Source organism: Burkholderia sp. AU45388, from assembly GCF_030481585.1.
In the GTDB taxonomy this organism is placed as follows: domain Bacteria; phylum Pseudomonadota; class Gammaproteobacteria; order Burkholderiales; family Burkholderiaceae; genus Burkholderia; species Burkholderia sola.
On record NZ_JAUJPV010000004.1, the window covers coordinates 311,925 to 338,408 of the forward strand.

Annotated in this window: 21 protein-coding genes and 2 pseudogenes; 20 read left to right on the forward strand and 3 right to left on the reverse strand. The window is 60.3% G+C overall.

Features of this window, described 5'->3' with window-relative positions; all coding sequences use genetic code 11:
* Window positions 1-151: 151 nt before the first annotated feature.
* The 6 genes from QZM72_RS11160 to QZM72_RS11185 all read left to right on the forward strand — a co-directional run bounded on the left by QZM72_RS11160 (window position 152) and on the right by QZM72_RS11185 (window position 5,008).
* Window positions 152-730: a YqgE/AlgH family protein gene (locus tag QZM72_RS11160; protein WP_006491354.1), complete on the forward strand. Its 579-nt coding sequence runs from the start codon at window positions 152-154 to the stop codon at window positions 728-730.
* Window positions 727-1,176 carry a Holliday junction resolvase RuvX gene (gene ruvX / locus QZM72_RS11165; protein WP_027783702.1) on the forward strand — a complete coding sequence of 150 codons (450 nt, stop codon included), beginning with the start codon at window positions 727-729 and terminating at the stop codon, window positions 1,174-1,176. Before QZM72_RS11160 ends, ruvX begins: the two co-directional genes overlap by 4 nt.
* Window positions 1,163-1,687 carry a bifunctional pyr operon transcriptional regulator/uracil phosphoribosyltransferase PyrR gene (gene pyrR / locus QZM72_RS11170; RefSeq protein ID WP_089466801.1) on the forward strand — a complete coding sequence of 175 codons (525 nt, stop codon included), beginning with the start codon at window positions 1,163-1,165 and terminating at the stop codon, window positions 1,685-1,687. The genes ruvX and pyrR overlap by 14 nt, the downstream gene beginning before the upstream one ends.
* A gap of 73 nt (window positions 1,688-1,760) precedes the next feature.
* Window positions 1,761-2,792 carry an aspartate carbamoyltransferase catalytic subunit gene (locus QZM72_RS11175; RefSeq protein ID WP_006476735.1) on the forward strand — a complete coding sequence of 344 codons (1,032 nt, stop codon included), beginning with the start codon at window positions 1,761-1,763 and terminating at the stop codon, window positions 2,790-2,792.
* Between the two features lie 61 nt (window positions 2,793-2,853).
* A complete protein-coding gene (locus QZM72_RS11180; protein ID WP_089466802.1) occupies window positions 2,854-4,131 on the forward strand; it encodes a dihydroorotase in 1,278 nt (425 codons plus the stop codon).
* A 19-nt stretch (window positions 4,132-4,150) separates the two neighbouring features.
* Entirely contained in the window at window positions 4,151-5,008 is an 858-nt protein-coding gene (locus QZM72_RS11185) for a 1-acyl-sn-glycerol-3-phosphate acyltransferase (protein WP_301738082.1), read from the forward strand.
* Between the two features lie 32 nt (window positions 5,009-5,040).
* Here QZM72_RS11185 and QZM72_RS11190 read toward each other — a convergent pair whose 3' ends face one another.
* A complete protein-coding gene (locus tag QZM72_RS11190) occupies window positions 5,041-5,880 on the reverse strand; it encodes a symmetrical bis(5'-nucleosyl)-tetraphosphatase (protein WP_089466804.1) in 840 nt (279 codons plus the stop codon).
* A gap of 484 nt (window positions 5,881-6,364) precedes the next feature.
* On the opposite strand from QZM72_RS11190, the gene QZM72_RS11195 reads away from it, so the two are divergent.
* A complete protein-coding gene (locus QZM72_RS11195) occupies window positions 6,365-7,147 on the forward strand; it encodes an ABC transporter permease (RefSeq protein ID WP_069621198.1) in 783 nt (260 codons plus the stop codon).
* Window positions 7,148-7,156: 9 nt separating this feature from the next.
* A complete protein-coding gene (locus QZM72_RS11200; RefSeq protein ID WP_089466805.1) occupies window positions 7,157-7,906 on the forward strand; it encodes an ABC transporter ATP-binding protein in 750 nt (249 codons plus the stop codon).
* A 154-nt stretch (window positions 7,907-8,060) separates the two neighbouring features.
* On the opposite strand, the gene QZM72_RS11205 is transcribed toward QZM72_RS11200, so the two are convergent.
* On the reverse strand, window positions 8,061-8,360 hold the full coding sequence (locus QZM72_RS11205; RefSeq protein ID WP_179233373.1) for a hypothetical protein: 300 nt from the start codon (window positions 8,358-8,360) through the stop codon (window positions 8,061-8,063).
* A gap of 295 nt (window positions 8,361-8,655) precedes the next feature.
* On the opposite strand from QZM72_RS11205, the pseudogene QZM72_RS35635 reads away from it, so the two are divergent.
* The 5 genes and pseudogenes from QZM72_RS35635 to QZM72_RS11230 all read left to right on the forward strand — a co-directional run.
* Window positions 8,656-8,835, forward strand: a pseudogene (locus tag QZM72_RS35635) (IS256 family transposase); the annotation flags it as partial.
* A gap of 767 nt (window positions 8,836-9,602) precedes the next feature.
* The gene (locus QZM72_RS11215) at window positions 9,603-10,538 is read left to right on the forward strand and encodes a GDP-L-fucose synthase (RefSeq protein ID WP_089466806.1); all 936 of its coding nucleotides are present in this window, start codon (window positions 9,603-9,605) and stop codon (window positions 10,536-10,538) included.
* Between the two features lie 86 nt (window positions 10,539-10,624).
* A complete protein-coding gene (locus QZM72_RS11220) occupies window positions 10,625-11,980 on the forward strand; it encodes an FkbM family methyltransferase (protein ID WP_089466807.1) in 1,356 nt (451 codons plus the stop codon).
* Complete coding sequence (locus tag QZM72_RS11225; protein WP_256979568.1) at window positions 11,923-14,178, forward strand: glycosyltransferase; 2,256 nt, start codon at window positions 11,923-11,925, stop codon at window positions 14,176-14,178. The genes QZM72_RS11220 and QZM72_RS11225 overlap by 58 nt, the downstream gene beginning before the upstream one ends.
* Before the next feature lie 464 nt (window positions 14,179-14,642).
* Window positions 14,643-15,416, forward strand: a complete 774-nt coding sequence (locus QZM72_RS11230; RefSeq protein ID WP_144030056.1) for a sulfotransferase domain-containing protein — start codon at window positions 14,643-14,645, stop codon at window positions 15,414-15,416.
* Between the two features lie 87 nt (window positions 15,417-15,503).
* Here the strand turns inward: QZM72_RS11230 and QZM72_RS11235 are convergent.
* Window positions 15,504-15,698: pseudogene (locus QZM72_RS11235) on the reverse strand (IS110 family transposase); the annotation flags it as partial.
* A 278-nt stretch (window positions 15,699-15,976) separates the two neighbouring features.
* On the opposite strand from QZM72_RS11235, the gene rfbB reads away from it, so the two are divergent.
* The 7 genes from rfbB (at window position 15,977) to QZM72_RS11270 (ending at window position 26,478) form a co-directional block, all read left to right on the forward strand.
* Window positions 15,977-17,038, forward strand: coding sequence for a dTDP-glucose 4,6-dehydratase (rfbB, locus tag QZM72_RS11240; protein ID WP_089466809.1), 1,062 nt, complete (start codon window positions 15,977-15,979; stop codon window positions 17,036-17,038).
* Window positions 17,039-17,049: 11 nt separating this feature from the next.
* Window positions 17,050-17,943: a glucose-1-phosphate thymidylyltransferase RfbA gene (gene rfbA / locus QZM72_RS11245; protein ID WP_089466810.1), complete on the forward strand. Its 894-nt coding sequence runs from the start codon at window positions 17,050-17,052 to the stop codon at window positions 17,941-17,943.
* Complete coding sequence (gene rfbC / locus QZM72_RS11250; protein ID WP_089466811.1) at window positions 17,928-18,479, forward strand: dTDP-4-dehydrorhamnose 3,5-epimerase; 552 nt, start codon at window positions 17,928-17,930, stop codon at window positions 18,477-18,479. Before rfbA ends, rfbC begins: the two co-directional genes overlap by 16 nt.
* Window positions 18,476-19,372: a dTDP-4-dehydrorhamnose reductase gene (rfbD, locus tag QZM72_RS11255; protein WP_089466812.1), complete on the forward strand. Its 897-nt coding sequence runs from the start codon at window positions 18,476-18,478 to the stop codon at window positions 19,370-19,372. The genes rfbC and rfbD overlap by 4 nt, the downstream gene beginning before the upstream one ends.
* 234 nt (window positions 19,373-19,606) lie before the next feature.
* Window positions 19,607-21,052, forward strand: a complete 1,446-nt coding sequence (locus QZM72_RS11260; protein WP_089466813.1) for a mannose-1-phosphate guanylyltransferase/mannose-6-phosphate isomerase — start codon at window positions 19,607-19,609, stop codon at window positions 21,050-21,052.
* 372 nt (window positions 21,053-21,424) lie between these two features.
* Window positions 21,425-22,753 (forward strand): methyltransferase domain-containing protein, encoded by a 1,329-nt coding sequence (locus QZM72_RS11265; protein ID WP_301738083.1) that lies wholly within the window; start codon window positions 21,425-21,427, stop codon window positions 22,751-22,753.
* Window positions 22,753-26,478 carry a glycosyltransferase gene (locus QZM72_RS11270; RefSeq protein ID WP_301738084.1) on the forward strand — a complete coding sequence of 1,242 codons (3,726 nt, stop codon included), beginning with the start codon at window positions 22,753-22,755 and terminating at the stop codon, window positions 26,476-26,478. Before QZM72_RS11265 ends, QZM72_RS11270 begins: the two co-directional genes overlap by 1 nt.
* Window positions 26,479-26,484 lie beyond the last annotated feature (6 nt).

The following is a 26,484-nucleotide window of genomic DNA, read 5'->3' on the forward strand; positions in this document are numbered from 1 at the left end:
CTTGTCGCGCGGGCCTGCAACACGCTGCCGACAGCGCCCGCGCGCGTGTTAGAGTGCCGTGTAATCCGCGCGCGCCGTTGCCAGCGCGGCGCGGCGTTGCTTGTTGATCGCGGCCCGGTCAGGTCGCGGCGTCTTTGCTAAAATTCAAACCATGTCAAAGCCTTCCGATCGCATCAATCTCACCAACCAGTTCCTGATCGCCATGCCGAACATGGCCGATCCGACGTTCTCGGGAACGGTGGTCTATCTTTGCGATCACAGCGAGCGCGGTGCGCTCGGCCTCGTCATCAACCGTCCTACCGACATCGACCTCGAGTCGCTGTTCAACCGCATCGACCTGAAGCTCGACATCGAGCCGCTGCTGCACATTCCGGTGTACTTCGGCGGCCCCGTCCAGACCGAGCGCGGCTTCGTGCTGCACGAGCCGGTCGAGGGCGCGAGCTACAACTCGTCGATGTCCGTCGACGGCGGGCTCGAGATGACGACGTCGAAGGACGTGCTCGAGGCGGTCGCGACGGGCACCGGCCCGAAGCGTTTCCTGCTGACGCTCGGCCATGCGGGCTGGGGCGCCGGCCAGCTCGAGGAAGAAATTTCCCGCAACGGCTGGCTGACGGTCGCCGCCGATCCGCGCATCGTGTTCGACACGCCGGCCGAAGAGCGCTTCGAAGCCGCGCTCGGCCTGCTCGGCGTCAGTTCGTCGATGCTGTCCGGCGAAGCAGGGCACGCATGAGTGGCGCGAGCGCGCGCGATGCGACGCTCCTGGCGTTCGACTACGGCGAAAAACGGATCGGCGTCGCGATCGGCAATGCGCTGACGCGCTCGGCCCGTGCGCTCCTCGTGATCCAGAACCTGAACCGCGAACACCGCTTCAAGGCGGTCGGCGACCTGCTGGCCGAATGGCGGCCGGACGCGCTCGTCGTGGGCCTGCCGATGCATCCGGACGGCACGCCGCACGACATGACGCAGCAGGCGAAGCGCTTCGGCAACCAGCTGAACGGCCGCTTCGGGCTGCCCGTCACGTGGGTCGACGAGCGTTATTCGTCGGTCGAGGCCGAGGCCGGGCTGCGCGAGCGCAACGTGCGCGGCCGCGCCCGCACCGACATGCTCGATGCCGAAGCCGCGCGCGTCATCCTTCAACAGTATCTCGATCAATTGTCCGACCATGAGCACCATTGACGCCGAGGCGCTTTACCGCGTCCTGCTCGACCAGATCCGCGCCGCGTACGGCACGGCGTTCGCCGAACCGGGCGGCCCGCGGCTCGCCGGCATTTACAGCGGCGGCGCGTGGCTCGCCGAGCGCCTCGCGCGCGATCTCGGCGCAACGGCATTCGGCGTCGTCAACGTCGCGCTGCATCGCGACGACTACGCGAAGAAGGGGCTGCACAGCCAGGCCAGCCCGACCTCGCTGCCGTTCGAGATCGACGGCGCGCGCATCGTGCTCGTCGACGACGTGCTGTACACCGGGCGCACCGTGCGCGCGGCGCTCAACGAGCTGTTCGACTATGGCCGTCCGGCCGCGGTCGAGCTCGCGGTGCTCGCGGATCGCGGCGGCCGCGAGCTGCCGGTCGCCGCGCGCTTCGCGGGCGGCACGCTCGACGTGCCGCCCGACGCGACGCTCGTGCTCGCGCGCGACGATGCGCGCTTCACGCTGCGTATCGAGGCCCACGGCGAGTCGCACGGCGCCTGAACGACACGCGAACCGTATCCCGGGCCGCTGGTTCGCACCGCGGCCCGTTTGCATAGTTGGAATCACGCACACCATGACCACCGACACCACTGGCCGCACCGGCAATCCCGCGGCGGCCGCGAGCCCCGACCGGTTTCGCTACGGTTTCCTGAAGGGCAACCCGCAGCTCACGAAAAACGGCGAGCTGAAGCACCTGCTGTCGATCGAGGGCCTGCCGCGCTCGATCGTCAATCACATCCTCGATACGGCCGAGCAGTTCGTCAGCGTGACGGACCGTGAAGTGAAGAAGGTGCCGCTGCTGCGCGGCAAGTCCGTGTTCAACCTGTTCTTCGAGAACTCGACGCGCACCCGCACGACCTTCGAGATCGCCGCGACGCGCCTGTCGGCCGACGTGCTGAACCTGAACATCAATGCGTCGTCGACGAGCAAGGGCGAATCGCTGCTCGACACGATCAACAACCTGTCGGCGATGCATGCCGACCTGTTCGTCGTGCGCCACGCGTCGAGCGGCGCGCCGTACCTGATCGCCGAGCACTGCGCGCCGCACGTGCACGTGATCAACGCCGGCGACGGCCGCCACGCGCACCCGACGCAGGGCCTGCTCGACATGTACACGATCCGTCACTACAAGCGCGACTTCACGAAGCTGCGGGTGGCGATCGTCGGCGACATCCTGCATTCGCGCGTCGCGCGCTCCGACATCCATGCGCTGACCACGCTCGGCGTGCCGGAAGTGCGCGCGATCGGCCCGCGTACGCTGCTGCCGGGCGGCCTGGAGCAGATGGGCGTGAAGGTGTTCCACAACCTCGACGAGGGGCTGAAGGGCGTCGACGTGATCATCATGCTGCGCCTGCAGAACGAACGGATGAGCGGCGCGCTGCTGCCGTCCGCGCAGGAGTATTTCAAGACGTGGGGCCTGACGCCCGAGCGCCTCGCGCTCGCCGCGCCCGACGCGATCGTGATGCACCCGGGCCCGATGAACCGCGGCGTCGAGATCGATTCGCAGGTCGCCGACGGCCCGCAATCGGTGATCCTCAACCAGGTCACGTTCGGCATCGCCGTGCGGATGGCGGTGATGGGCATCGTCGCCGGCAACAGCGACTGAGCCCGCTTTCGCGCATCCTCGTTCAGGCATTCAACGTATTCAACGCATTCACAGACAGCGCATGAAGATTCATATCCAAGGCGGCACGCTGATCGACCCGGTCGCCGGCACCGAACGCCAGGCCGACGTATTCGTCGTGGACGGCAAGATCGCCGCGCTGGGCAGCGCGCCCGCCGGTTTCAACGCGGACAAGACGATCGACGCATCGGGCCTGATCGTCGCGCCCGGCCTCGTCGACCTGTGCGCGCGGCTGCGCGAGCCCGGCTACGAACACAAGGCGACGCTCGCGTCCGAGATGGCCGCGGCCGTCGCGGGCGGCGTCACGACCCTCGTGTGCCCGCCCGACACCGATCCCGTGCTCGACGAGCCCGGCCTCGTCGAAATGCTCAAGTTCCGCGCGCGCAACCTGCACCAGGCGAACGTGCATCCGCTCGGCGCGCTGACGGTCGGCCTCAAGGGCGAGGTGATCACCGAGATGGTCGCGCTGACCGAATCCGGCTGCGTCGGCTTCACGCATGCGAACGTGCCGGTGCGCGACACGCAGGTGCTGCTGCGCGCGCTGCAATACGCGAGCACCTACGGCTACACGACGTGGCTGCGTCCGCTCGATGCGTTCATCGGCCGCGGCGGCGTGGCCGCGAGTGGCGCGCTCGCGTCGCGGCTCGGGCTGTCCGGCGTGCCGGTCGCGGCCGAGACGATCGCGCTGCACACGATTTTCGAACTGATGCGCGTGACGGGCGCGCGCGTGCACCTCGCGCGGCTGTCGTCGGCGGCCGGGCTGGCGCTCGTGCGTGAAGCGAAGGTCGAGGGGCTGCCCGTGACCTGCGACGTCGGCGTGAACCATGTCCATCTGATCGACGTCGACATCGGCTACTTCGATTCGCAGTTCCGGCTCGACCCGCCGCTGCGCAGCGAGCGCGACCGCGAAGCGATCCGCGTGGCGCTCGCCGACGGCACGATCGACGCGATCTGCTCGGATCACACGCCAGTCGACGACGACGAGAAGCTGCTGCCGTTCGGCGAAGCGACGCCGGGCGCGACGGGGCTCGAACTGCTGCTGTCGCTGACGCTGAAGTGGGCGGACGAGACGCGTACGCCGCTCGCGCAGGCGCTGCGCCGCATCACGTCCGCGCCGGCCGACGTGCTGCAACTGCCGGCGGGGCGCCTCGCCGAAGGCGGCGCGGCCGACTTGTGCGTGTTCGATCCGCGCGCGCACTGGCGCGTCGAGCCGCGTGCGCTGAAGAGCCAGGGCCACAACTCGCCGTTCCTCGGCTACGAACTGCCGGCCACCGTGCGCGCGACGCTCGTGGCCGGGCAGGTCGCGTTCGAGCGCCACTGAACCACGCCGGATCTTCGCCATGACCGCTCTTCGCAAGCTGCGTCTCGTCTTTCACCTGCTGCGCGGCATGGCGATCGTCGCGCTGCGCTTTTCGCACGTCACGCCCGCGCGCCGCGCCGAACTGATACGCCGCTGGTCGGTCAAGATGCTGCGCATCTGCGGGATGCGCCTCGTCGTCCACAACGACGGCGCGCGGCTCGACGCGAGCGCGCTCGTCGTGGGCAACCACGTGTCGTGGCTCGACATCTATGCGGTCAATGCGTGGCGGCCGACGCCGTTCGTGTCGAAGGCGGAGGTGCGGCAGTGGCCGGTCGTCGGTTGGCTCGCCGAGAAGCTCGACACGGTGTTCCTCCAGCGCGAGAAGCGTACCGAGGCGATGCGGATCATGCACGAGATGGCCGAGCGCCTGCGCACCGGCGGTGTGATGTGCGTGTTTCCGGAAGGGACGACGTCCGACGGCCAGGATCTGCTGCCGTTCCATGCGAACCTGTTCCAGGCCGCGGTATCGGCCGGCTGCGCGGTGCAGCCGATCTGCCTGATGTATGAGGACGCGTACGGGCGGCAGTCGGTCGCGCCGGCCTACACGGGCGATTTGTCGCTCGGCAAGTCGCTCGACATGGTGCTGCGCGGCGGCCCGCTCGTCGCGCATCTGTACGTGTGCGAACCGATCGCGCCGGGCGGCGACCGCCGGGCGACGTCCGCCGCGGCGCGCGATGCGATCGTGGCCGCGCTGGCGACGCTGCAGGAGAAGGTCGGCAAGCCGACGGCCGAGTCGCTCGCCGAGTTGCAGAAGCATGCGTATCCGGCGACCGAACTCGGCGCCGACGCGGCGGGCGACGCGACGACCGATGCGCCCGTGCCGGGGCGCGAGGGCTGACGCGCCGAGGGGGCGCGTGAATCAGCGTGTCGTCACTCGCCGCCCGGCGTGCGGCACGCCTCGCACTGCACCTGCGTGACCGTGCGCTGTGCCGGATCGGCCGTCAGCCGAACGGCCGACAACTGGTTTCCCCATACGCATCCCGAATCGAGCGCGACGACGTTGTCGCGCAGCATCAGGCCGAGCGCGGCCCAGTGCCCGAACACGACCGTCACGTCCTCGGTGCGGCGCCCCGGCACGTCGAACCACGGCAGGTAGCCGAGCGGCGCGCTGTCGGGGCCGCCGTTCGCCTTGAATTCCATTGCGCCATCGGGCGTGCAGAAGCGCAGGCGCGTGAACGCGTTGAACGCGACGCGCATCCGGTCGCGTTTTTTCAGGTTCGGGCTCCATTGATTCGGCTCGTTGCCGTACAGGCCTTGCAACGTGTCGCGCCAGTCGGGGGCACGGAGTGCGCGCTGGAGTTCGTCGGCGAGTTCGAGCGCGAGCGTGGCGTCCCATTGCGGTAGCACGCCCGCGTGCACGAGCAGCTTTCCGTCTTCGACATGCACGAACGGGCGGTGGCGCACCCAGTCGAGCAGCGCGTCGGCGTCGGGCGCGTCGAGGATCTCGCCGATGGTGTCGCCCGGGCGTTCGGTGCGCAGGCCGGCGGAGACCGCGAGCAGGTGCACGTCGTGATTGCCGAGCACGACGGTCGCGCGCGGGCCGAGGCCGACGACCGCGCGCAGCGCGGCGAGGGAGCCCGGGCCGCGGTTGACGACGTCGCCGGCGATCCAGAGGGGCGTGTCGGCGGGAGGCGCGAGCTGGTCGAGCAGCGACTGGAATGCGGAATGGCAGCCTTGGATGTCGCCGATGGCGAGGGGGGGGGAGGTCATGGGATCGAGGGGGCGCAAATCTGGGCGTACCGTAGGAAGAAGTTCGACAAAATGGGCCGCTTTCAAGATTACCATCTCACCCGAACGAGGCTGATTACGTAGGCTTTTTTCGCAATCGATGCGGGTTTCCGCCGCTGTTTCAAGTTGTTAGCAGCATAGCTTTCGCGTGGGAAGGCTTTCTATAATCACCGGTTTCCCCGTGAAAATTACCATCAGATGACTCTGGCAGGCGTGGTGACCGGGTAAAATGCCGGGCCTAAGGTGGCAGCAGATGATGTTGCCGCTCGCAACATCTGACGTGACAGTGGGCCTAGGCGGCGCTCGCCGTGTACTGCCGGCGCGGAGCCACATCATCTGTGGTCTCGCCCGACCTTTGCGGCGGTGGCTGCGGGTTCGGCATGGGCTCATTGACCGTGCTGGAGCGCTCTGACATGGTCGACGATATTTGTCTTGTGATCCTATTTCTTCATTTTTGAAAGCTTGCATGCTTACCCTCTCACTGGCTGACCTAAAGAAAAGCATAACGGCGTGGCGGTTGTGGACACTGCTCGGCTGGCTTGAAATTCGGCAACGCTATGCGCGTTCGCGGTTGGGGCCGTTCTGGCTGACGATTAGTATGGGTGTGATGATTACGTCGCTGGGCGTCGTCTACGGCACGTTGTTCGGGCAGAAGATCAACGAATATCTGCCGTTTCTAGCGTGCAGCCTCGTGCTTTGGGGGACATTTTCAGCGACCATCCAGGAAGGCAGTGTCGCGTACATCAACAGTGCGCCATACATCCGTCAGATGGCCACTCCGAAGTTGATCTACATCCTGCAGGTGGTCTGGCGGAACCTGATCGTCCTCGCACACAACTTCGTGATAGTCATCGCGCTGATGGCAATTTTCGGCGTGAAGCGCTGGGAGACGCTGCCGATGTTCATTCCGGCGCTACTGCTGTTTGTCGCCAATGCCACGTGGATTGCAATGGTGATCGGCCTGCTGTCGGCCCGCTTCCGTGACTTGCCGCAGATCGTGGGCGCGTTACTCCAGGTCGCGTTCTACGTAACGCCGATTATTTTCCGCCCAGATGCGTTGAATCGGTTCTCGTTCATCGTGGAATGGAATCCGCTCGCTTACCTGATTGACGTTGTGCGCAGCCCCCTGATCGGGCAGATTCCGAGCGGCACGAGCTGGGCGGTAGCGATCGGCATGGCGGTAATCGGATGGCCTGTCGCGCTATACATGACAGGGCGCTACCTGAAGCGCATTCCGTATTGGGTTTGAGGAGGCGCTATGGCATATATTGAATTGAAGAATGTCACGCTTGATCTGCCGATCTTCGACGTGCAGGGGCGTTCGCTTAAGAAGCAGGTGCTCCGCATGGGGCGGCGCAACAGGATCGCAGAAGGGAACGATGGAGTGATCGTCGTACGCGCGCTGGACGACGTGAATCTGCGTTTCGAGCGCGGCGATCGTGTTGGATTGATCGGATATAACGGCGCGGGCAAATCGACTCTGTTGCGGGCGATGGCAGGGATTTATCCTCCGACTTCTGGCGCGCTTTCGCGGGAGGGGAAAGTCGTGCCGTTGCTCGATATCGGCCTTGGCATGGACGAAAATTCGACCGGTATCCAGAACATCCGGCTCCGCGGGTTACTGCTCGGCATGTCCGATGCGGAGATCCGGGCAAAGCAGCGCGAAATTGCTGACTTCTGCGAGCTCGGGGATAGCCTGGACCTGCCGATTCGGACGTATTCCAGCGGGATGAAAGTACGGCTTGCGTTTGCGGTGTCAACGGCGGTGGATGCGGAAATCCTGTTGCTGGACGAAGTGATGGGGGTCGGAGATGCATTGTTCATGCACAAGGCGGAGGCACGGCTGGCGGATCTGCACAGTCGGGCGGAAATAGTCGTACTCGCGATGCACTCGAACTCGGAAATTCGCAAGGTGTGCAACAAGGTGCTCTGGATGGAGCATGGGCGCGTGCGCGCGTTCGGGCCTACGGAAGAGATCGTATCGGCTTACGAGGCGACAACAGGCTGAACGCGTCGACCGGCCAGGAGATCATGCTTGATCGCGTGCGGGATTTGCAGCACACGGCGGAAAGATGTCCCGTGACGGAATCGCTCCTGGCCGAGTGCGATCGACTGCTTGCGTCTTATCGTGTTGGGCCGGTCATGCTGCCCGACATCTGCGTTCAGAACAGCGAATTGCTCGTGATCCGAGCGATGTACTTCGGAAGTGCGCGCAACGTCATAGGTTGCGGCGACGCCTCACCTTTACAAACCGTCCACACGGCGATTCCCGAGCCATAACCGACGCGTGATGTGCCGAGGCCGAGTGTGTGATCTTGCGCATGCAGCGTGTTTTGACTTAGTGATCGTTGGCGGATTGCAGTGCGATACGCGTGTCGCCGAATCGTGGAATGGGCCAGCGACACAATCGGTCGCGGGTTGCCAGACAGCGTGGCCCGATTCATTCGGTACAGTTCATCCATTCGATGTACGTCCTCCGCAAGGCGGCACTGCGTGACGATGTTGTCGCGCGACCGTCGCGGGGGCGACTGTGGCGAAGCCGTAGGTTCGCATTATTTGCTCTGACGAAGACAGGATCGACGCGTCTGGCGTTCATCGCTATCCGTATTTCGAATGCGCTTGGGACTCACGTTTTTTCTATGCACAGAGCATGTTTTGCCGCTTGGGGGCACTTCACAAAGGGCTCGCGGAGACGGGGCGCGGCCCATCCGAAACTCTGTGTGCGAGGCATAAACTGACGGCCAAGGAGCCGCTTTTATGCCACGCACGCGCAAGGAAGAAGTGACGATTGAACCGAGCAAGAGCTCGAACCGAGACCCGACACTGATCAAGCAACTAGTCCCCGAAACTCTGGATCGGGCAACGATCAGCGAGCAACTGGCCGCGCAAGAAGGCGATCTTGGCCGTGCGCTGGGCGGACTCCATATCGGCTTTGAAGGTTCGCGGGATTACGGCATTGCATTGCGCAGCATCGAGCAGCTCGATGCTGCCGGTCGCGCGGCATCTGGATGCCGTCGAATAGACGGTGCGAATCTGCGGTGTCCGGTACCCGCCGCAGCCCGTGCCATCTCTCGTGAGCCTGACCATTCCAACGCTGCGCCCTGCAGTTGATTCGTCGTTGCATCCACAGCATTGTCGCGAAGACGCAGTAATTTGTGGTTTTTGGGTCGTGATGCTGGTTTTTGCTGATCCGAAAGCGACTGATGAGGAAGTGCGCGGGCTCGACGAGGCGAGGTTGATCGTCGCGTGCGACGACGTGAAATTGTGTTGGTCGTGCCCGAGAGGGGCAATTGAAACTTGTGGGCGAAATTTGAGGCTTTATCATTGCACGTCCACTCCGCGCCTGCGAGGACAACCTGGAAAGGCAGGCGCGCACTGTCCCCGAAATTGCCCACATGCATAAGCGCTGAGTTATGCTCGTAGCGGACCATCCTGCTTGCAGCTTGCATCTTTCTTGGGAGCTTGACGACTTCGTCTTCCTGCCCCCAGCCACAGCGCGTCGAGCAATTGCGATGAGGAATCCACGGCCTGTCGTACCGGCTGTCGTCTCCTTCGGAGGTTCAGGGTAGTCGGTAGGGTAGTGTCTGTATAATTGTTGCGGTTTGTAACGTTTGCTGCACCATATGCTCTTCCAACGTTGAACTCGATGCAGTCGCGAGGTGTTTGACGGGAAAGTGAATGGTTAAAATTTGGAGAGGTTAGGAATGGCGGAATCTGAAGAGCGAGTCTTGATCACGGGTGCCGGTGGGGTGATCGGCCATGCATTAAAGCGGGAATTGGCGGACTCGGGGTATTCGAACGTCGTCGCAATCACGAGCAGTGACGTTGATCTTAGAGATCAAAATGCGACTGAAAAAATGTTCGATGAATTGCGCCCGACTATCGTTTTCCATATGGCGGCGCGGGTGTACGGCATCATGGGGAATATGTCCAATCGGGGCATCGCGTATCTGGACAACGTTCGAATCAATACCAACGTAGTCGAGGCTGCGCGTCAAACAGGCTGCAAGAAGTTTGTCGCCATGGGCTCGACAGCTATTTACTCTGATCAAGTGCGTCTCCCGATGTCGGAGGAGGAAATCTGGGTTGGGGCGCCGCATCATTCCGAGGCTCCGTACGCACACAGCAAGCGCGGTATGCTTGCGCAGCTCGAGGCCTACAAAGATCAATACGGAATGGACTACGCATTTTGCGTATCCACCAATCTCTTCGGTCCTCACGATAAATTCGACGAGAAGTTCGGACACGTCATTCCGTCGCTTGTGTCGAAATTCTATCGTGCATCTGTTCTAGGGCAGCCCATCTCCGTCTGGGGGTCTGGGAAGGCTGAACGGGATTTTCTCTTCAGCGGCGACGCAGCGTATGCGCTTCGCCTTATCGCCGAAAATCACTCGGGTGCAATCAATCTGGCGACCGGTCAATCGCACACGATTCGACATACGGTCGACACGCTTTGCAAGATTTCGGGCTTCAGTGGCAGCGTCGAATGGGATGCGACAAAGCCGGATGGCCAAAAATTGCGCGCATACGATATCTCTCGTCTGACGGCGTTGGGTTTCAAACCAAGACTCTCGTTCGACGAAGCGTTGGCGATTACTTATGACTGGTATTGCAAGAATGTAGCGTCCGCCAGAAAGTAATTGCATGGTATTGCCTCTGGTGTGCTTGCATGTAAAGAGGCTGCACACCATCTTTCTAACGTGTGGTCATTCGAGTTGTTTGATCGATGAAATTTGTATCGTACGCGCAGAACTATGAAGATGTGATGCTCCGGCGCGCGCTCGCTAAAGTCGATCGCGGATTCTACATAGATGTTGGCGCCGCCGAGCCGTATGCAGATTCGGTAACGGCGGCATTCTACGAGCGGGGCTGGCGTGGCGTAAATATCGAGCCGATGCCTGGGCCGTTCAATAGGCTGGCCCAGGCCCGACCTCAAGACGTCAATCTACAAGTCGCCGTGGAGAACAAGCAGACGGTCGCCCGGTATTTCGCAGTGGATGGCGGTAACGGGATTTCGACGGGTATTCAAAAGCTTGCCGAAGGGTATAGGAACGCGAACTGGGACATCAGTCAGGTAACGGTTGCGGTCACGACATTGCGCGATATATGCGAAACGTATGTCGGCGAGAGGCCAGTCCATTTCCTCAAGATCGATGTGGAAGGTAACGAAAAAGAGGTGCTGGCGAGTGCCGATTTCAATACCTTTCGCCCTTGGATCATCCTGGTCGAGGCCACGGAGCCGAATTCCCAGATACCGTCCCATGACGACTGGGAAGGTCTCTTGCAGGAAGCGGAATATCATTTCGTCTATTTCGATGGATTGAACCGCTTCTACGTGTCGGCAGAAAAGATGGATGAATTGAAACATGCCTTTATGGTTCCGCCAAACTGGTTTGACGGATTCATTCGAGCATCGGAATTCGACATGATTCAGCGTGCGACGGATCTGGAGCAGCAACTCGTTGAGTCGCAGCGGCAGCTGCAGGAGGCTCGTGACGGATGGTCTTTGGAAAAGGGCGCACGAGAAGAATTAGAGGTGCGATTGAACAGTGCATATCACCACATGACTGATCGGGTGCATGACGAGCAGGCGTCGCAGGGTGTTTTGCAAGACGCAAGCCAAGATCCCGCGATGAAGAATCCCGAGATCTCGCACGAGGAAATCGATCAACTCAAGGCGCGACCTGCGGGAAGTGCGGGAGACCTCGAGAATCATCAGGTCCAATTGGCCGAGTTGCGCGCCCGATTGACCGAGAGTGAAAAGTCCGGACAAGCGCTCAGCGTCGAGCGTGACACCGCCTACCAGGAACTATTCGAGTCATCCAGGCATGCTGCTTGGCTGAGCCAGGAAAGAGTGCGCTTGCAGGAAAGGATCGACGAGTCATCCAGACATGCTGTTTGGGTGAATCAGGAACGGGGACGCTTGCAGGGGAAGGTCGACGAGCTTGAACACATGGTCGATACGCTCCGCTTGCAAGAGGAGCGTGTTTCGGCCGCGCTGCAAGCGGTGTTCCAGAGCACATCGTGGAAATTGACCGGCCCGATGAGATGCATAAAGCGCATGATGCGTCGCCGATCCTAGTATTAATGGAGCAAGTTTTGGTATCGAATTCGATTTGCGTCATTGGTCGCTGTACTTTCGGCACTGGAATCGGCGCTGTGACTTATGCAGCGTGTGAGATGTTGAGCCGATTTTATGCTGTTTCCATTTTCCCGACTGAGCCGCATTTCCGTACTGAGCGCGAAATCGTACTGCCGAACGGGACGGTGATCCCCGTTTGCACTGATCTTTCGCAGGCAAAGGTTGTCTTCTATGCGGACGTGCTCTGGAACGGAGCATATGACTTGAATTACACCCTGGTTCCGCCCGGGGTGTTGCGATTTGCTCATATCGCTTACGATTCCGATGAACTACCGTCTCAATGGGTCAAAGTGCTTAACGAGCACTTCGATTTCGCTCTCTTCATGAGCCATCACTTGGAAGGCGTGGCTCGGAGATCGGGTGTCGAGATAGGGGTGGGTACACTGCCACTCGCCTTGGACATTGAGGGACTGTTGAGTCGTCCCTATAGAGCATCGTCCGATGGCAAGATCAAATTCTGTTCGATTGCAGCATTTCACGCGCGTAAAGGTGTTGAGGCGCTTGTCGAGGGGTTCATTCGTGCTTTCGGTGATCGACAGGACGTGGAGCTCACGATACATTCAAATCTAGCTATCGGCTCAAGTTTTGAGCGCGTCAAAAAACTGGTCGACTCGAGAAAGGCAACGAATATTGTAATCAGCTGTGCTCCCCTGACTGATCAAGAAAAAAATTCACTGATCGAGGAATGTGATGTTTTCGTGAATTGCTCTCGTGGTGAAGGATATTCCATCGGACCGCGAGAAGCCCTGGCATTAGGGAAAGTGCTTGCAATAACGGCTGTCGGTGGTCATAACGATCTAATTTCTGCGCCTGGCGTTTTTTCTATACCGGCTACTATTGCGATGCCGGCACGCTACCCGGAAATCGATAACCTTGTAGTCGGTCGGCAATTTGCTGCGGACATCGACGACATTGGCACTGCGCTCACGGACGCTTTCGAATATGTTTCGTCCGGCATAAGCGCGACGACGGTACACGCGCGGCGCCAACTCGCTGCCGAGTTCAGTTTTACTGCTCTGGAGTTGAATTACGGTGAGTTGATCGATACCAAGCTTCGGTCATTCCGGCCTCGGCAATGCGGTTCGCGTTTTGCCAGATTGCCGGCCGAATTGCCAGCGACCGTGGAGCGGTTTCTGGGCCATCGTTCAGCATCACTTCCTGGTGTTGATCGCACCGTCGTGCAATCTCATGACGGCGGCTTCTTCTCCGTCTTCAATGCATTCATGAGCCATTTGGTGTGGGATCAGCGTGATAAGCGGTGTCATATGGTCTTGCCTGACTGGAACGTGGATCGCATGATCAAGCGCGCAGGTACGGCTCAGTTCATGAGCTTTTGCTATGGGCGCCCAAATGAGGGAAATGTCTGGTCCAAGCTGTTCGAACCGCTCTATGGCCTCAGCGACGCAGACATGGACGACGAGAGCTTCCTGTACGCAAAGGGGCGTCCTCCTGTCGCGGTGTTCAATCACGAGCGTGAGCCGCAGCTTACTTATGTCCATGCGTATAAGCTGTATAAGAGCGGTCAATTTTCACGCATTCGCTCGCAATACAACAGGGTATTCAAGGATCATGTGCATTTGCGCCCTCGATACCAGCAAGAATTGGATGAATTCCGGGAGAAATTTGCCGGGAAGTTTATGATCGCGGCTCACGTCAAGCATCCGAGTCACGTGATCGAGCAGCCGAGTGGAAAAATCGCGCACATCCAATCGTATATAGACGGTATTAAGCGTCAGCTTGATGCTCGTGGGCTCAAAAAGGATTCACCAGACTGGGCGATATTTCTCGCGACGGATCAGGATCGAGTAATTAATGTCTTCAAGGGAGAGTTTGGCGACAAGGTCTTTTTCTACGAGGATGTCCGCCGAACGACGGAGGCCGAAGACGCGCGCTACGACCAGTTGGGGGCGGATGAGCGTCGTGCAGAAGGCTTCCAGGTGCAGCACTTGGTCGCTGCAAATCCGGATAACTGGAACATTAGGATGGCTTGGGAAGTCATTCGCGATGCGATGACCATGGCATATTGCAATGTGCTTCTCCACATTGTCAGCAATGTGTCGACAGCAGTGTCGTACATGAATCCTGACATTGAACTGGTTTTCTGTTCCGCAGAAGAGGGTGAGTCCGCACGTCACTGAATGTCTGCTTTGCGTGTGGCGCCGAGGGCATGCGGAGCGTGGAGTGCGCGCCGGGCTTGGTCGTTGCGTCTGATGGAAAACATATGGGGCCAACAAGCAAGTGCTGGTGCGCATGACAAAGCTGGTGCGTCTGCGCGACAAGTGCGCCAGAACTATGAGGTGACTTGCGCCCTAAGCGCGACGCTATATCAGAACTGACGGTGCCGCACCGTAAGATGTATCGCTGGTCAGTCGAATTGCTACGGCCTATCGGCAGATTGTCGGATGCCGTGGGACGTTTGATTCCACACGGGCAGGCGATACGAGCGTGGGGGGGCGATGCAACTCTCGAGAGTGGGGCCATGACTTTCGCCGCCAGTACGCTGTCGCGCGGCAGAATGAGATGGAAAGGTACGCCGCCGATTGAGGCCACTGCGCGAGCCCTGTCGTTATCTAGAATTTATATGTGAGTTACAGGAGATAGTTTGTCCACCAACGCTCAGGATTGCCCAACTAGCGAAATTTTGCGTATCGCGGTGGTGAGTTCCCCGCGGAGCGGTAATTCATGGATCAGATCAACGCTCGCCGGCGCACTGTCCATGCAGGAGATCGCGGTTCACAATTATCTCGATGCCCCTGCCGTTTTGCCGGCGAGGTGTTTTCTTCAGATCCATTGGTATCGCGAGCCGAACTTTCAAGCTTGGCTTCGTGCGAACCAATTTCGCGTATTGACGGTAGCAAGACATCCACTCGACGTTCTTGTGTCGGCGCTGCACTACATTCGATACGAACCGGGAACGAGCCGATGGCTTGAGGGGAATGTGAAGTTGCCCGGGAAATTGGCGAGCGCCAGCCCGTCCTCGGCCGAATTTCTTGAGTACGCTCTCGGCATGGGAGCGGAGGATCTGCTGTCGATCACCTATCAATGGTGGAACGATCCAGAGGTGCTTCGCCTTCGATACGAAGATGCCGTCGCGAACCCGGAAGTGGTGCTGGGCAATCAGATCGCTGCATTGGGAGGTAGTGCACAGGATGTCGTTCCCTGGCTGGCGCATCTCAGTATCGAGAAGATGCGGGCGACGCCGAACCGGCACGGGTGGCAGGGAAGCCCGGGGCTCTGGCGCCGTTTGATTGTCCCTCAAGACGCCATTCGCATCTACAGAAGGCATCGAAGAGTTTTTGATACCTTGGGCTACGCGATTGGGCCGTACTTTCTGACGCGTGCATCGGCCTATCGAAACTGGATGGCGCGACTTTAGCAGGGGGGCGCTTGGTCGTGTTTCACAACGCGACGGCGGGTGTATGCCTCGCGAATTCCCGCTCACCCGATAGAGGGATGTGTTTCGTCAAGCGCTCGGGGCCGACTCGGGTCGGTAAATGGTGCTGCTACGCGGCATGGCGAGCAGAACATCGCAGTGTCGCCGTGAGGGTGCGATGAGCGCTTGATTTTGATGCTCGCCCTGTTGGATCTTTCGGACGTAGTAAATCCACGAGACGGGGTTCCGCAATGTCGCGAAGGTAGATGGAAGCAAGGCGCGCTGGTAGAAGGGGGAGCGCTATATCGCGGGCGAGCTAGATACCACTTTAACCGGTGGACTTTTCCGGCGCCCGGGAGTATCAATTTGTTACAGGCATGACTCTTGCTTGGTGCGATTTCCTATAATTACCTTTTTCTTGCAGAAATTAGCACTTCGTGACATTGACGACCATGGTGACCGGTTAAAATTCGGGCCTGACGTGGCTCGGGCGTTGCCACCCGTGATATGTCATGCGACGAGCGCCCGACCGGGGCGTGCCGCACATTTCTAGAGGGAGTCTCATGATCCTGGTGACGGGCGGTGCGGGTTTTATCGGCGCCAACTTTGTTCTCGACTGGCTACACCGCAACGACGAAGCCGTGCTCAATGTCGACAAGCTGACCTATGCGGGCAATCTGCGCACGCTGCAGTCGCTGACTGACAATCCGAAGCACGTATTTGCGCGGGTCGATATCTGCGATCGCGCCGCGCTCGACGCACTGTTTTCGGACCACAAGCCGCGTGCCGTCGTGCACTTCGCCGCCGAAAGCCACGTTGATCGTTCGATCCATGGTCCTGCCGATTTCGTGCAGACCAATGTCGTCGGCACGTTTACGCTGCTCGATGCGGCGCGCGCGCACTGGAGTGGCCTGAGTGATGCCGACAAGGCCGGATTCCGCTTCCTGCACGTGTCGACCGACGAGGTATTCGGCTCGCTATCCCCGACTGATCCGCAATTCTCGGAAACGACGCCATACGCGCCGAACAGCCCATACTCGGCGACAAAGGCCGGATCCGATCACCTGGTGCGTGCCTACCACCATACGTACGGCCTCCCGACGCTGACGACGAACTGCTCGAACAACTATGGCCCATATCAGTTTCCCGAGAAGCTGATTCCGCTGATGATTGCGAACGCGCTTGCGGGCAAGCCGCTGCCCATCTACGGCGACGGCCAGAATGTGCGCGACTGGCTGTACGTCGGCGATCATTGCGGTGCTATCCGCGAGATACTTGCGCGCGGCGTACCGGGCGAGACGTACAACGTCGGTGGCTGGAACGAGAAGAAGAATCTCGACGTCGTGCATACATTGTGCGACCTGCTCGACAGCGCGTGTCCGAAGGCCACTGGCTCGTATCGTGACCAGATCACCTATGTGACGGATCGTCCGGGCCACGATCGCCGCTATGCGATCGACGCGCACAAGCTTGAACGAGAACTGGGGTGGAAGCCGGTGGAGACGTTCGAAACGGGGCTGGCGAAGACCGTACGCTGGTATCTCGACAATCAGGCTTGGGTTGACGACGTCGTGTCTGGCGAATATCGCAAGTGGGTCGAGACGAATTACGCGCAACGCACTTGAGGGCATGGTCGATGGCACGTAAAGGCATCATTCTCGCGGGCGGGTCCGGCACTCGACTGTATCCGATCACGCACGTCGTATCGAAGCAGCTCCTGCCGGTCTACGACAAGCCGATGATCTACTATCCGCTGTCCACGTTGATGGTGGCCGGGATCCGCGACGTACTCATCATTTCGACACCGCAGGACACGCCGCGCTTCGAGGCGATGCTTGGCGATGGTAGTCAGTGGGGGATGAATATCCGCTACGCGGTGCAGCCGTCACCGGACGGGCTCGCGCAGGCGTTCATCATCGGCAGGGAATTCGTCGGCAACGATCCGTCGGCGCTGATTCTCGGTGACAACATTTTCTACGGGCACGATCTGGCGAAAAAACTGGAGCGTGCGGACGCGAAGGAGTCGGGCGCGACTGTGTTCGCGTATCACGTGCAGGATCCCGAGCGCTACGGCGTCGTCGAATTCGACAAGCAATTCCATGCGCTGTCGATCGAGGAAAAGCCGGCCGCGCCGCGCTCGAATTATGCGGTGACAGGCTTGTACTTCTACGACAATCAGGTGTGCGACATCGCCGCGGATATCAAGCCATCCGCGCGCGGTGAACTCGAGATCACTGACGTGAATTCGCGCTATCTCGCTGACGGCAAGCTCGACGTCGAGATCATGGGGCGCGGCTATGCATGGCTCGATACCGGCACCCACGATTCGTTGATCGATGCAGCGACGTTCATCGCGACGTTGCAGAAGCGTCAGGGGCTCGTTGTTGCCTGTCCTGAAGAGATCGCCTATCGAAGACAGTGGATCGACGCGGAGCAGTTGCGCAAGCTTGCCGTGCCGCTGGCGAAGAACGGCTACGGGCGCTATCTCGAACACGTTCTTTTGGATCAGGTTGCATGGCAATTCAAGTAACGGCGACGGCGCTGCCGGAAGTCAAGATTATCGAGCCGAAGGTGTTCGGCGATGCGCGTGGCCATTTCTATGAAAGCTTCAACGCGCGCGACTTTGCGGAACACGTGGCGGCGGGCGTCGAATTCCCTCAGGACAATCATTCACGCTCGACAAAAGGCGTGCTGCGCGGCCTCCACTACCAGATTCGGCACGCGCAGGGAAAGCTCGTGCGCGTCGTGGAGGGCGAGGTATTCGACGTCGCGGTCGACATCCGCAAGCACTCACCGAATTTCGGCAAGTGGGTCGGCGTCGTGCTGTCGGCCGAGAATCATCGGCAGGTATGGATTCCGCCCGGTTTTGCGCACGGCTTCGTCGTGCTGTCCGACGCAGCGCAATTCCTGTACAAGACGACCGATTACTGGTACCCGGAGCACGAGCGCTGTATCGTGTGGAACGATCCGGAGATCGGGATCGAATGGCCGGTCGATGTAGAACCGTTGCTGGCGGCCAAGGATGCCGCAGGCTCACGACTTAGCGAAGCCGAGGTCTACATTTGAGACAGGATACGAGGCAGCAGTCGACGATTCTCGTGACCGGGGTAACCGGCCAGATCGGTTTCGAATTGTTGCGGACGCTCCAGGGGCTTGGTCGAGTGGTGCCGTGTGACCGGTCAATGCTCGATCTTTCCGATCTCGATCGTGTGCGGGCTTTCGTACGGGAGCTGAAGCCGTCCCTGATCGTGAATCCGGCCGCTTATACGGCGGTGGACAGGGCAGAGACCGAAATCGAGCTCGCGCGACGCTTGAATGTCGACGTGCCGCGCGTATTTGCCGAGGAGGCGGCGCGTAGCGGCGGCGCCCTGATTCACTACTCGACCGATTATGTGTTCGACGGTGCGAAAGCGGCAGCGTATGTAGAAACCGACCCGACGAATCCCCTGAATGTATACGGAGCGACGAAGCTCGAGGGGGAACAGGCGATCGCCGCGACCGGATGTGCGCATTTGATCTTGCGAACGAGCTGGGTATATGGCCGGCGCGGCAGCAACTTCCTGCTGACGATGCTGCGGCTGGGTGCCGAGCGCTCCGAGTTGCGGGTCGTCGCGGATCAGATCGGCGCGCCGACCTGGGCCAGGACTATTGCCGCCGCGACATCGCACATCGTCGCCCAGGGCGCTGCATCGGTTGACGCCGACTGGTGGGCGCGCCGGTCCGGTATCTACCACTTTACGTCTGCCGGAGCGACCTCCTGGAGCGGCTTTGCCGAAGCGATCTTGGGTATCGCGATGGCTTCACGTGCGCCGAGGGTGGTGCCGATTTCCTCGGACGACTATCCGACGGCCGCAAGGCGGCCGGCCAACTCGCGAATGGCGTTGGGGAAGCTGACGACAGCATTCGGATTGCAGATGCCGGATTGGCGCGATGCATTGCAACTGTGCTTGAGCGAATGAGGGGTCACGACACCGTCCGAGACGTGTTGTCGGCGCTCGCGCGAATGTCCCGGCCCTCTCCGGAGGTTGTTCCGGGCGCCTCGACCGTTTCCGGGGAAGGTGGTTCGCCGGCTATAATTCCTCTTTCGGCCCGGTCCGGTGCGACCCGGCTGTCACCGATGCCGGCGGTGTATTGATGCAAATGGCGAAGGCCTTGACCTTGCCAACGGATACTAAATTTCTGGAGTGAATGCGATGTTAATCCCCGTCATCCTGTCCGGTGGTGCTGGCACCCGACTTTGGCCAGTTTCCCGCGAAGGGCATCCCAAACCGTTCATGAAGCTTGCCGACGGCGAGAGCCTGCTCGTGAAAACCTACCGCCGTGCAGCAGCGGTAGTTGGTGACAACACGGAATCGGAGCGTGGAGAACTGTTGACGGTCACGAACCGCGACTACTACTTCATGAGCAAGGATGAGTTCGGTTATGCCGCGCTCGGAAATCAGCAGTCCGGTGTATTCATGCTCGAGCCGGCCGGTCGCAACACCGCGCCTGCGATTGCGATGGCGGCGCATCACGTGGCTGGCAAGTACGGGCGCGATGCGCTGATGCTGGTGCTCGCAGCCGATCATCTGGTGCAAGACCAGCAAGGTTTCTCGGCCGCCGTCGCGAGCGCGGTCGAACTGGCGAAGCAGGACAAGGTGGTCACGTTCGGCATCGTGCCGACGAGTCCGGATACCGGCTTCGGCTACATCGAGGCCGGAGAAAGGGTCGGGAGTGGCCGCGCTGCGCTGCGCTTCGTCGAGAAACCCGATGCGGTGAAGGCTGCCGAATATCTTGCAGCGGGCAACTATCTGTGGAATTCGGGCATGTTCTGCTTCAAGGCCGGCGTCATTCTCGATGAGATGGCGCGTCATGCTCCGGACGTCGCGACAGCCGCCGACGCATGTTGGGCTTCGCTGCAATCGGACAAGGAATCCGCGCAGATGCTCGAGATTCCTGCCGAGTCGTTCCAGAAGATGCCCGACATCTCGATCGACTATGCGGTGATGGAGCGTTCGTCGAAGGTTGTGGTGGTGCCGTCCAGTTTCGGCTGGAGCGATATCGGCTCGTGGGGCGCTGTGCGAGACCTGACCGTGCCGGATCAGGACAGCAACCGCGCCGTTGGCGAAGCGATCTTCGTCGATAGCCGGAACACCTACGTGCAGAGCCAGGATCGTGTCGTGGCGGCGGTCGGCGTCGCCGATCTGATGATCATCGATACGCCGGACGCATTGCTGGTCGCGAGTCCCGATCGCGCGCAGGACGTGAAGCAGGTTGTCGCTCGCCTGAAAAAGCAGAATCACGATGCGTACAAACTGCATCGCACCGTGAGCCGCCCGTGGGGTACCTACACGGTGCTGGAGGAGGGGCCGCGCTTCAAGATCAAACGCATCGAAGTCAAGCCGGGCGCGAGCCTCAGTCTGCAGATGCACCATCATCGCAGCGAGCACTGGATCGTCGTGTGCGGGATGGCCAAGGTCGTCAACGGCGATCGGGAAATCTTCGTTCGCACCAATGAATCCACTTATATTCCTGCCGGTCACAAGCACCGCCTCGAGAACCCCGGCGTGCTGGACCTCGTGATGATCGAGGTGCAGAGTGGCGAATATCTGGGAGAAGACGACATCGTTCGCTTCGAAGATGTGTACGGGCGTGCTTAACGTCGGGCAGGCTGGCAGTCCTTCGAATTCTTCAGGGCTTTGTTGTGGGAAGCGTCAAGCGGGAATTCCGGCTCAGGTACTGGAATTCCCTGCCGGACGCGGCCTGGGCCATCTTCGCCGGACGACGATCGTCGCGGCGGGCACGGGTGCCCGGTTGCTTGTTGCCGACAACGGCTTCGTGTACAGCATCCACCTGTATGCACGCATGTTGCCGTGCAACATGTTCGTGGAAATCGTCAGTCGCACCCGGAATGCGCTCATCGATAGCGTCAACCTGGTCAAGCAGCTGAGGTTCCCCCGGCTCCGCTTGCCTGTGATGGATAGATTCGTCGGTGTGGCGTGGCTGCAGGCGACGGTGAGGAGTTTGCCGTAGTGGATAGCTTTTATCGTGCGTTCGAAGATCAGCATCGCGGCTCAAGGGGGCTGATCAAAAGTCGACTGGCGAAGTACCAGCCGTTTATTGCGCCCTTGGCGACGCTTCATCCGGGCGGGAAGACACTCGATCTGGGTTGCGGCCGCGGTGAATGGTTGGAGTTGATGGTCGAAGCAGGGTTCACCCCGGTAGGTGTGGACCTCGATGCCGATATGCTCGAAGCGTGTCGGAGGCGCGGTCTGCCAGTATTTCTGGGTGACGCTATCGAGTACCTTGCCGCGCTCGATTCGAATAGTCACGCCCTTATTTCAGCTTTCCACGTCGTTGAGCACGTGTCCTTTGAGCAAGTTCGAAGAATCGTGACCGAAGCTTTGCGCGTACTGAAGCCTGGCGGGCTGTTGATTCTCGAAACACCGAACCCGGAAAATATCGTCGTTGCAGGCTGCAACTTCTATCTGGACCCCAGCCACAAACAACCGATTCCTTCCGAACTGCTGAGTTTCCTTGGCGAACATGCCGGATTTGCCAGAGTCAAGCGGCTTCGATTGCAGGAACCCCCTTCGTTGCAGGATGGGAGCGTGCGGGTTCATCTTCTTGATGTGCTGGGCGGCGTAAGTCCGGATTACGCCATTGTTGCCCAGACATCCTGCAGTGAAGAAGAAGCTCGATTGTTTGACGAAGCCTTCGATGCCGACTACGGACTGTCCTTGGCCGAACTTGCCGCTCGTTTCGAGGAGGGACGGGCCGGGGAGCAGAAAGCCATCGCCGAACAGACACAACGAACCCAAGACGAAGTGGCGCGACTTCAAGGCGAACTGGGCCTGGTCCATGACGAATTGACGCGCACCCGCGGCGAGCTGATGCAAGTCGTCGATGAATTGGGGCGAATTCGGGGCGATTGGGGGCGGATCCGGGGCGACCTGGATCAAGTGAGCGGCGATTTGAAGCGGGTGGCCGATGAGGCGCGGCACACTGCAGGGGAATTGCAGGCCGTTTATGGCAGCACGTCATGGCGTGTCACCGCGCCCATGCGAAGTGCCGTAACGTACGCCCGTAGCGCGAAAGGGGTGTGCAAATCCGGCATGAGGCGCGTGCTGTTCAGAAGCGTCGCGTACGTCAATCGCAATCCCCGTCTGCGACGATTGGCCGTGCGAGTGTTGGGCGCGATGCCCGGAATGAAGCAGCGACTCGTTCGGATTGTCGTTGGGGCCCCTACGCAGTCGGTGCAGAGGAAGCCGATCGATGATGATGGTTTGACGCCCCGCGCGCGCGAAGCGTACATGGCTTTGAAGTCAGTCCTCGCGCCCGAAACTGGGGATATTGAATAATGCGTATTGTTGTTGACATGCAAGGGGCGCAGAGCCTCAATTCGCGTAATCGCGGCGTGGGCCGTTACACTGAGTCCATCGTCAAGGCGATGATTCGGAATCGTGGTAACCATGAAATCGTACTTGCCCTGAATGGCGCGTTCGAGGAGTCCGCCCGGATTCTGCGTGAGGAATTTGAAGCATTACTTCCGAAGCGTGACATTCACGTCTGGCATGCGGTGGCTCCGGTCGCCCATGCAGATAAAGCGAATCGTTGGCGCCGCGAGTCAAGCGAATTGACCTATGAAGCGTTTCTGACGAGCCTGCGGCCGGATTTCATTTATATCGCCAGCCACTTCGAAGGATTCGGCGACGATTCGATTACCAGCATTCATGCGCTTCAAAACAGCGTTCCGGTCGCGGTCACGCTGTACGACCTGATTCCATACCTCTATGCCAAGCCTTATCTGGAGAATCCTCTATTCAAGGATTGGTACCTGGGGAAAATCGAACATCTTCGACGCGCAGATTTGTGGCTCGCGATATCCGAATCGTCGCGTTCGGAGGGGATCGAACATCTCGGTCTTGCGGCCGAGTGGTCGGTCAACATGTCCGCCGACGTCGACGCGTGGTTTCGTCCGGAGCAGATTGCTGCCGAGCGTGAAGCGGCATTGCGGAGCAAGTACGGGCTGGCGAAGCCGTTCGTGTTGTATACGGGCGGTATCGACCATCGCAAGAACGTCGAGGGCATGATTCGCGCATTCGCGTTGTTGCCACCCGCGTTGCGGAAGTCGTACCAGTTGGCGATCGTTTGCTCGATTCAGCCGGCCAGTCGTGACGCGCTGACGCGTCTGGCCCGGCAAGTCGGACTGGACGCGGCCGATGTCGTGTGCACGGGGTTCGTGCCCGACGAGGATCTGCTGTCGCTTTACAATTTGTGCCGTTTGTTCGTCTTTCCTTCATGGCACGAGGGTTTCGGTTTGCCGGTGCTGGAGGCGATGCGCTGCGGCGCGCCTGTGATCGGCGCGAATACATCGAGCGTTCCGGAAGTGATTGGATGGGAGGATGCGCTGTTCGATCCCCGATCCGATGAAGCGATTGCGCAACACATGCAGCGCGGTCTGACCGACGAGGACTATCGTCAGGCCCTGATCGAACAGGGAAAGCGCCAGGCCGCGAAGTTCTCGTGGGATCGCAGCGGGCGTTGCGCGCTCGATGCAATGGAGCGGAGGCGCGAGGCATGGCTGACCGAATCGCACGAGCCGGAGGTTCAGGCGCAACGTCCCAGGCTGGCTTACGTGTCGCCGTTGCCGCCGGCCCGCACGGGGATTGCCGACTACAGCGCGGAATTGCTGCCGGAGTTGGCCCGCTTTTACGATATCGATGTCATCGTTGACACGGATAAAGCGGGGCAAATTCCGTCCGGTCAGCTTGCGCACGTTTCGGTGAAAACACCGGCGTGGCTGCGCAAGCATGCGGATTCCTACGATCGTGTCCTCTATCATTTCGGAAACTCGTCGTTCCACGAGTACATGTTTCCGCTGCTGGAAACCGTCCCGGGTGTGGTCGTGCTGCACGATTTCTTTCTGTCGGGCATTCTCGCGCACATGGCCGTTCACGGAAATCGTTCCGACTGCTGGTCCAAGGCGCTGTATGACGCACACGGGTATGTCGGTCTGAGGGCGCGGCATCTGAAAGAGGACATCGCGGATGTCGTCTGGGAATATCCGTGCAGCCTGGGCGTGATTCAGAAGAGCTTGGGCCTGATTGTTCACTCGCCCAATTCGCTGCGATTGGCGCGCCACTGGTACGGCGGGGATGCGGTCGACTGGACCGTCATTCCGCATATGCGCGATGCGACTACCGTATTGAGCAGCGACGATGCGCGCGATGCGCTGGGAATCGGCAGGAACGACTTCCTGGTGTGCGCGTTCGGCGGGCTCGGGCCATCCAAGCTGAATCATCGGTTGCTTCGCGCATGGAATCGATCGTCCCTTGCGCGTGATCCGGCTTGTCATCTGGTCTTTGTCGGGGAGAATCAACCGACCGAATATGGCGAGGAACTCGCGCGCAGCATCCGGCAAACAGGCCAGAAAGGCAGAATCCGGATTACCGGGTGGGCCGATGCGCAGATGTTCCGTCGGTATCTGGCGGCGGTTGATGTCGGCGTCCAGTTGCGGACGCTGTCACGTGGCGAGACGTCGGGAACCGTGCTGGACTGCATGAATTACGGCAAGGCAACGATCGTCAATGCAAACGGAAGCATGGCGGACCTGGATCTCGAGGCCGTGTGGATGTTGCCGGACGAGTTCTCCGACGAGCAACTGATCGACGCACTGGAGACGTTGCGTTCGGATCCGTCGCGCCGACAACGAATGGGCGCGCGCGCACGGGACATTATCTTGAGCGCTCATGCACCTGACGTCTGTGCCGAGCAGTATCGCGATGCCATCGAGCGATTCTATCTCCGGGCCGACGCGAATCCGACCGTATTGTCTCGCGCAATCGCGCGTCGGGTGGGCCCGGCAAGCGACGACGAGTTGCGCACATGGGCGCTGAGCGTGGCGAAGAGTTTCGTTCCGCGCAACAACAAGCGGCAATTGCTGGTAGATATCTCGGAGCTCGTGCAGGTGGATGCCAGGAGCGGGATCCAGCGTGTGGTGCGCAATCTACTGAGGGAATGGCTGGATTCTCCACCCGACGGCTTTCGGGTGGAACCGGTGTATGCCACGACCAAGGATTCCTATCGCTATGCGCGTGGTTTCACGATGAGGTTGATGGGATTCGACGATGGCTATCTGCAGGACGAGCCGATCGACTATGCGGCAGGAGACGTGTTTGTCGGCCTGGATCTGCAACCCCGGGTCGTCCCCGCGCAGCGAGCGTTTTATCGAAATCTGCGATTGCAGGGCGTGCAAGTCAAGTTTGTCGTCTACGATTTGCTGTGTGTGCTGCTCCCCCAATACTTTGTTCCTGGCGCCGCCGAGGGTTTTACGGGCTGGCTGGACGTCGTGGCGGAGAATGACGGCGCATTGTGCATTTCGCAAGCGGTGGCCACGGACCTTTCGTCATGGATCGCGACGCACGCTCCCGAGCGGGCGGGCTCGTTCGAGATCGACTGGTTCCATTTGGGTGCGGATATCGAAAATTCCCCGACGACTTCGAAAATCCCGCGCGACGGAGGCAAGGTACTTCAACAACTGCGTAATTGCCCGACGTTTCTGATGGTCGGGACCCTGGAACCTCGCAAGGGACACGCTCAGGTTCTAGAGGCGTTCGACCGGCTGTGGCGCGAGAATCAGAACGTCAATCTGGTCATCGTGGGGCGGCAGGGATGGATGGTCGAGGATCTGGTCGGGCGGTTGCGGGCGCATACCGAGCAGGGACGCCATTTGTTCTGGCTGGAAAACGCCTCTGACGATTACCTGGAGAAAATCTACGGGGCGAGTTCGTGTCTGATCGCGGCGTCTTATGGTGAAGGCTTTGGTTTGCCGCTGATTGAAGCCGCGCAGCACGGATTGCCGATCATTGCGCGCGATCTGCCGGTGTTTCGTGAAGTGGCTGGTGAGCACGCATTTTATTTTTCCGCGCAAGAAGGGCATGATCTGGCGACCGAGCTCAAGGCATGGCTCGAGCTTCGAGCGAAGCAGCAAGAGCCTTCGTCTCGTGGCATGCCGTTCTTGACTTGGGCGCAAAGTGCCCGCCATTTGGCAAAAATTCTCACGCGCACTGAAGCGTATTCTTAAAGTAGG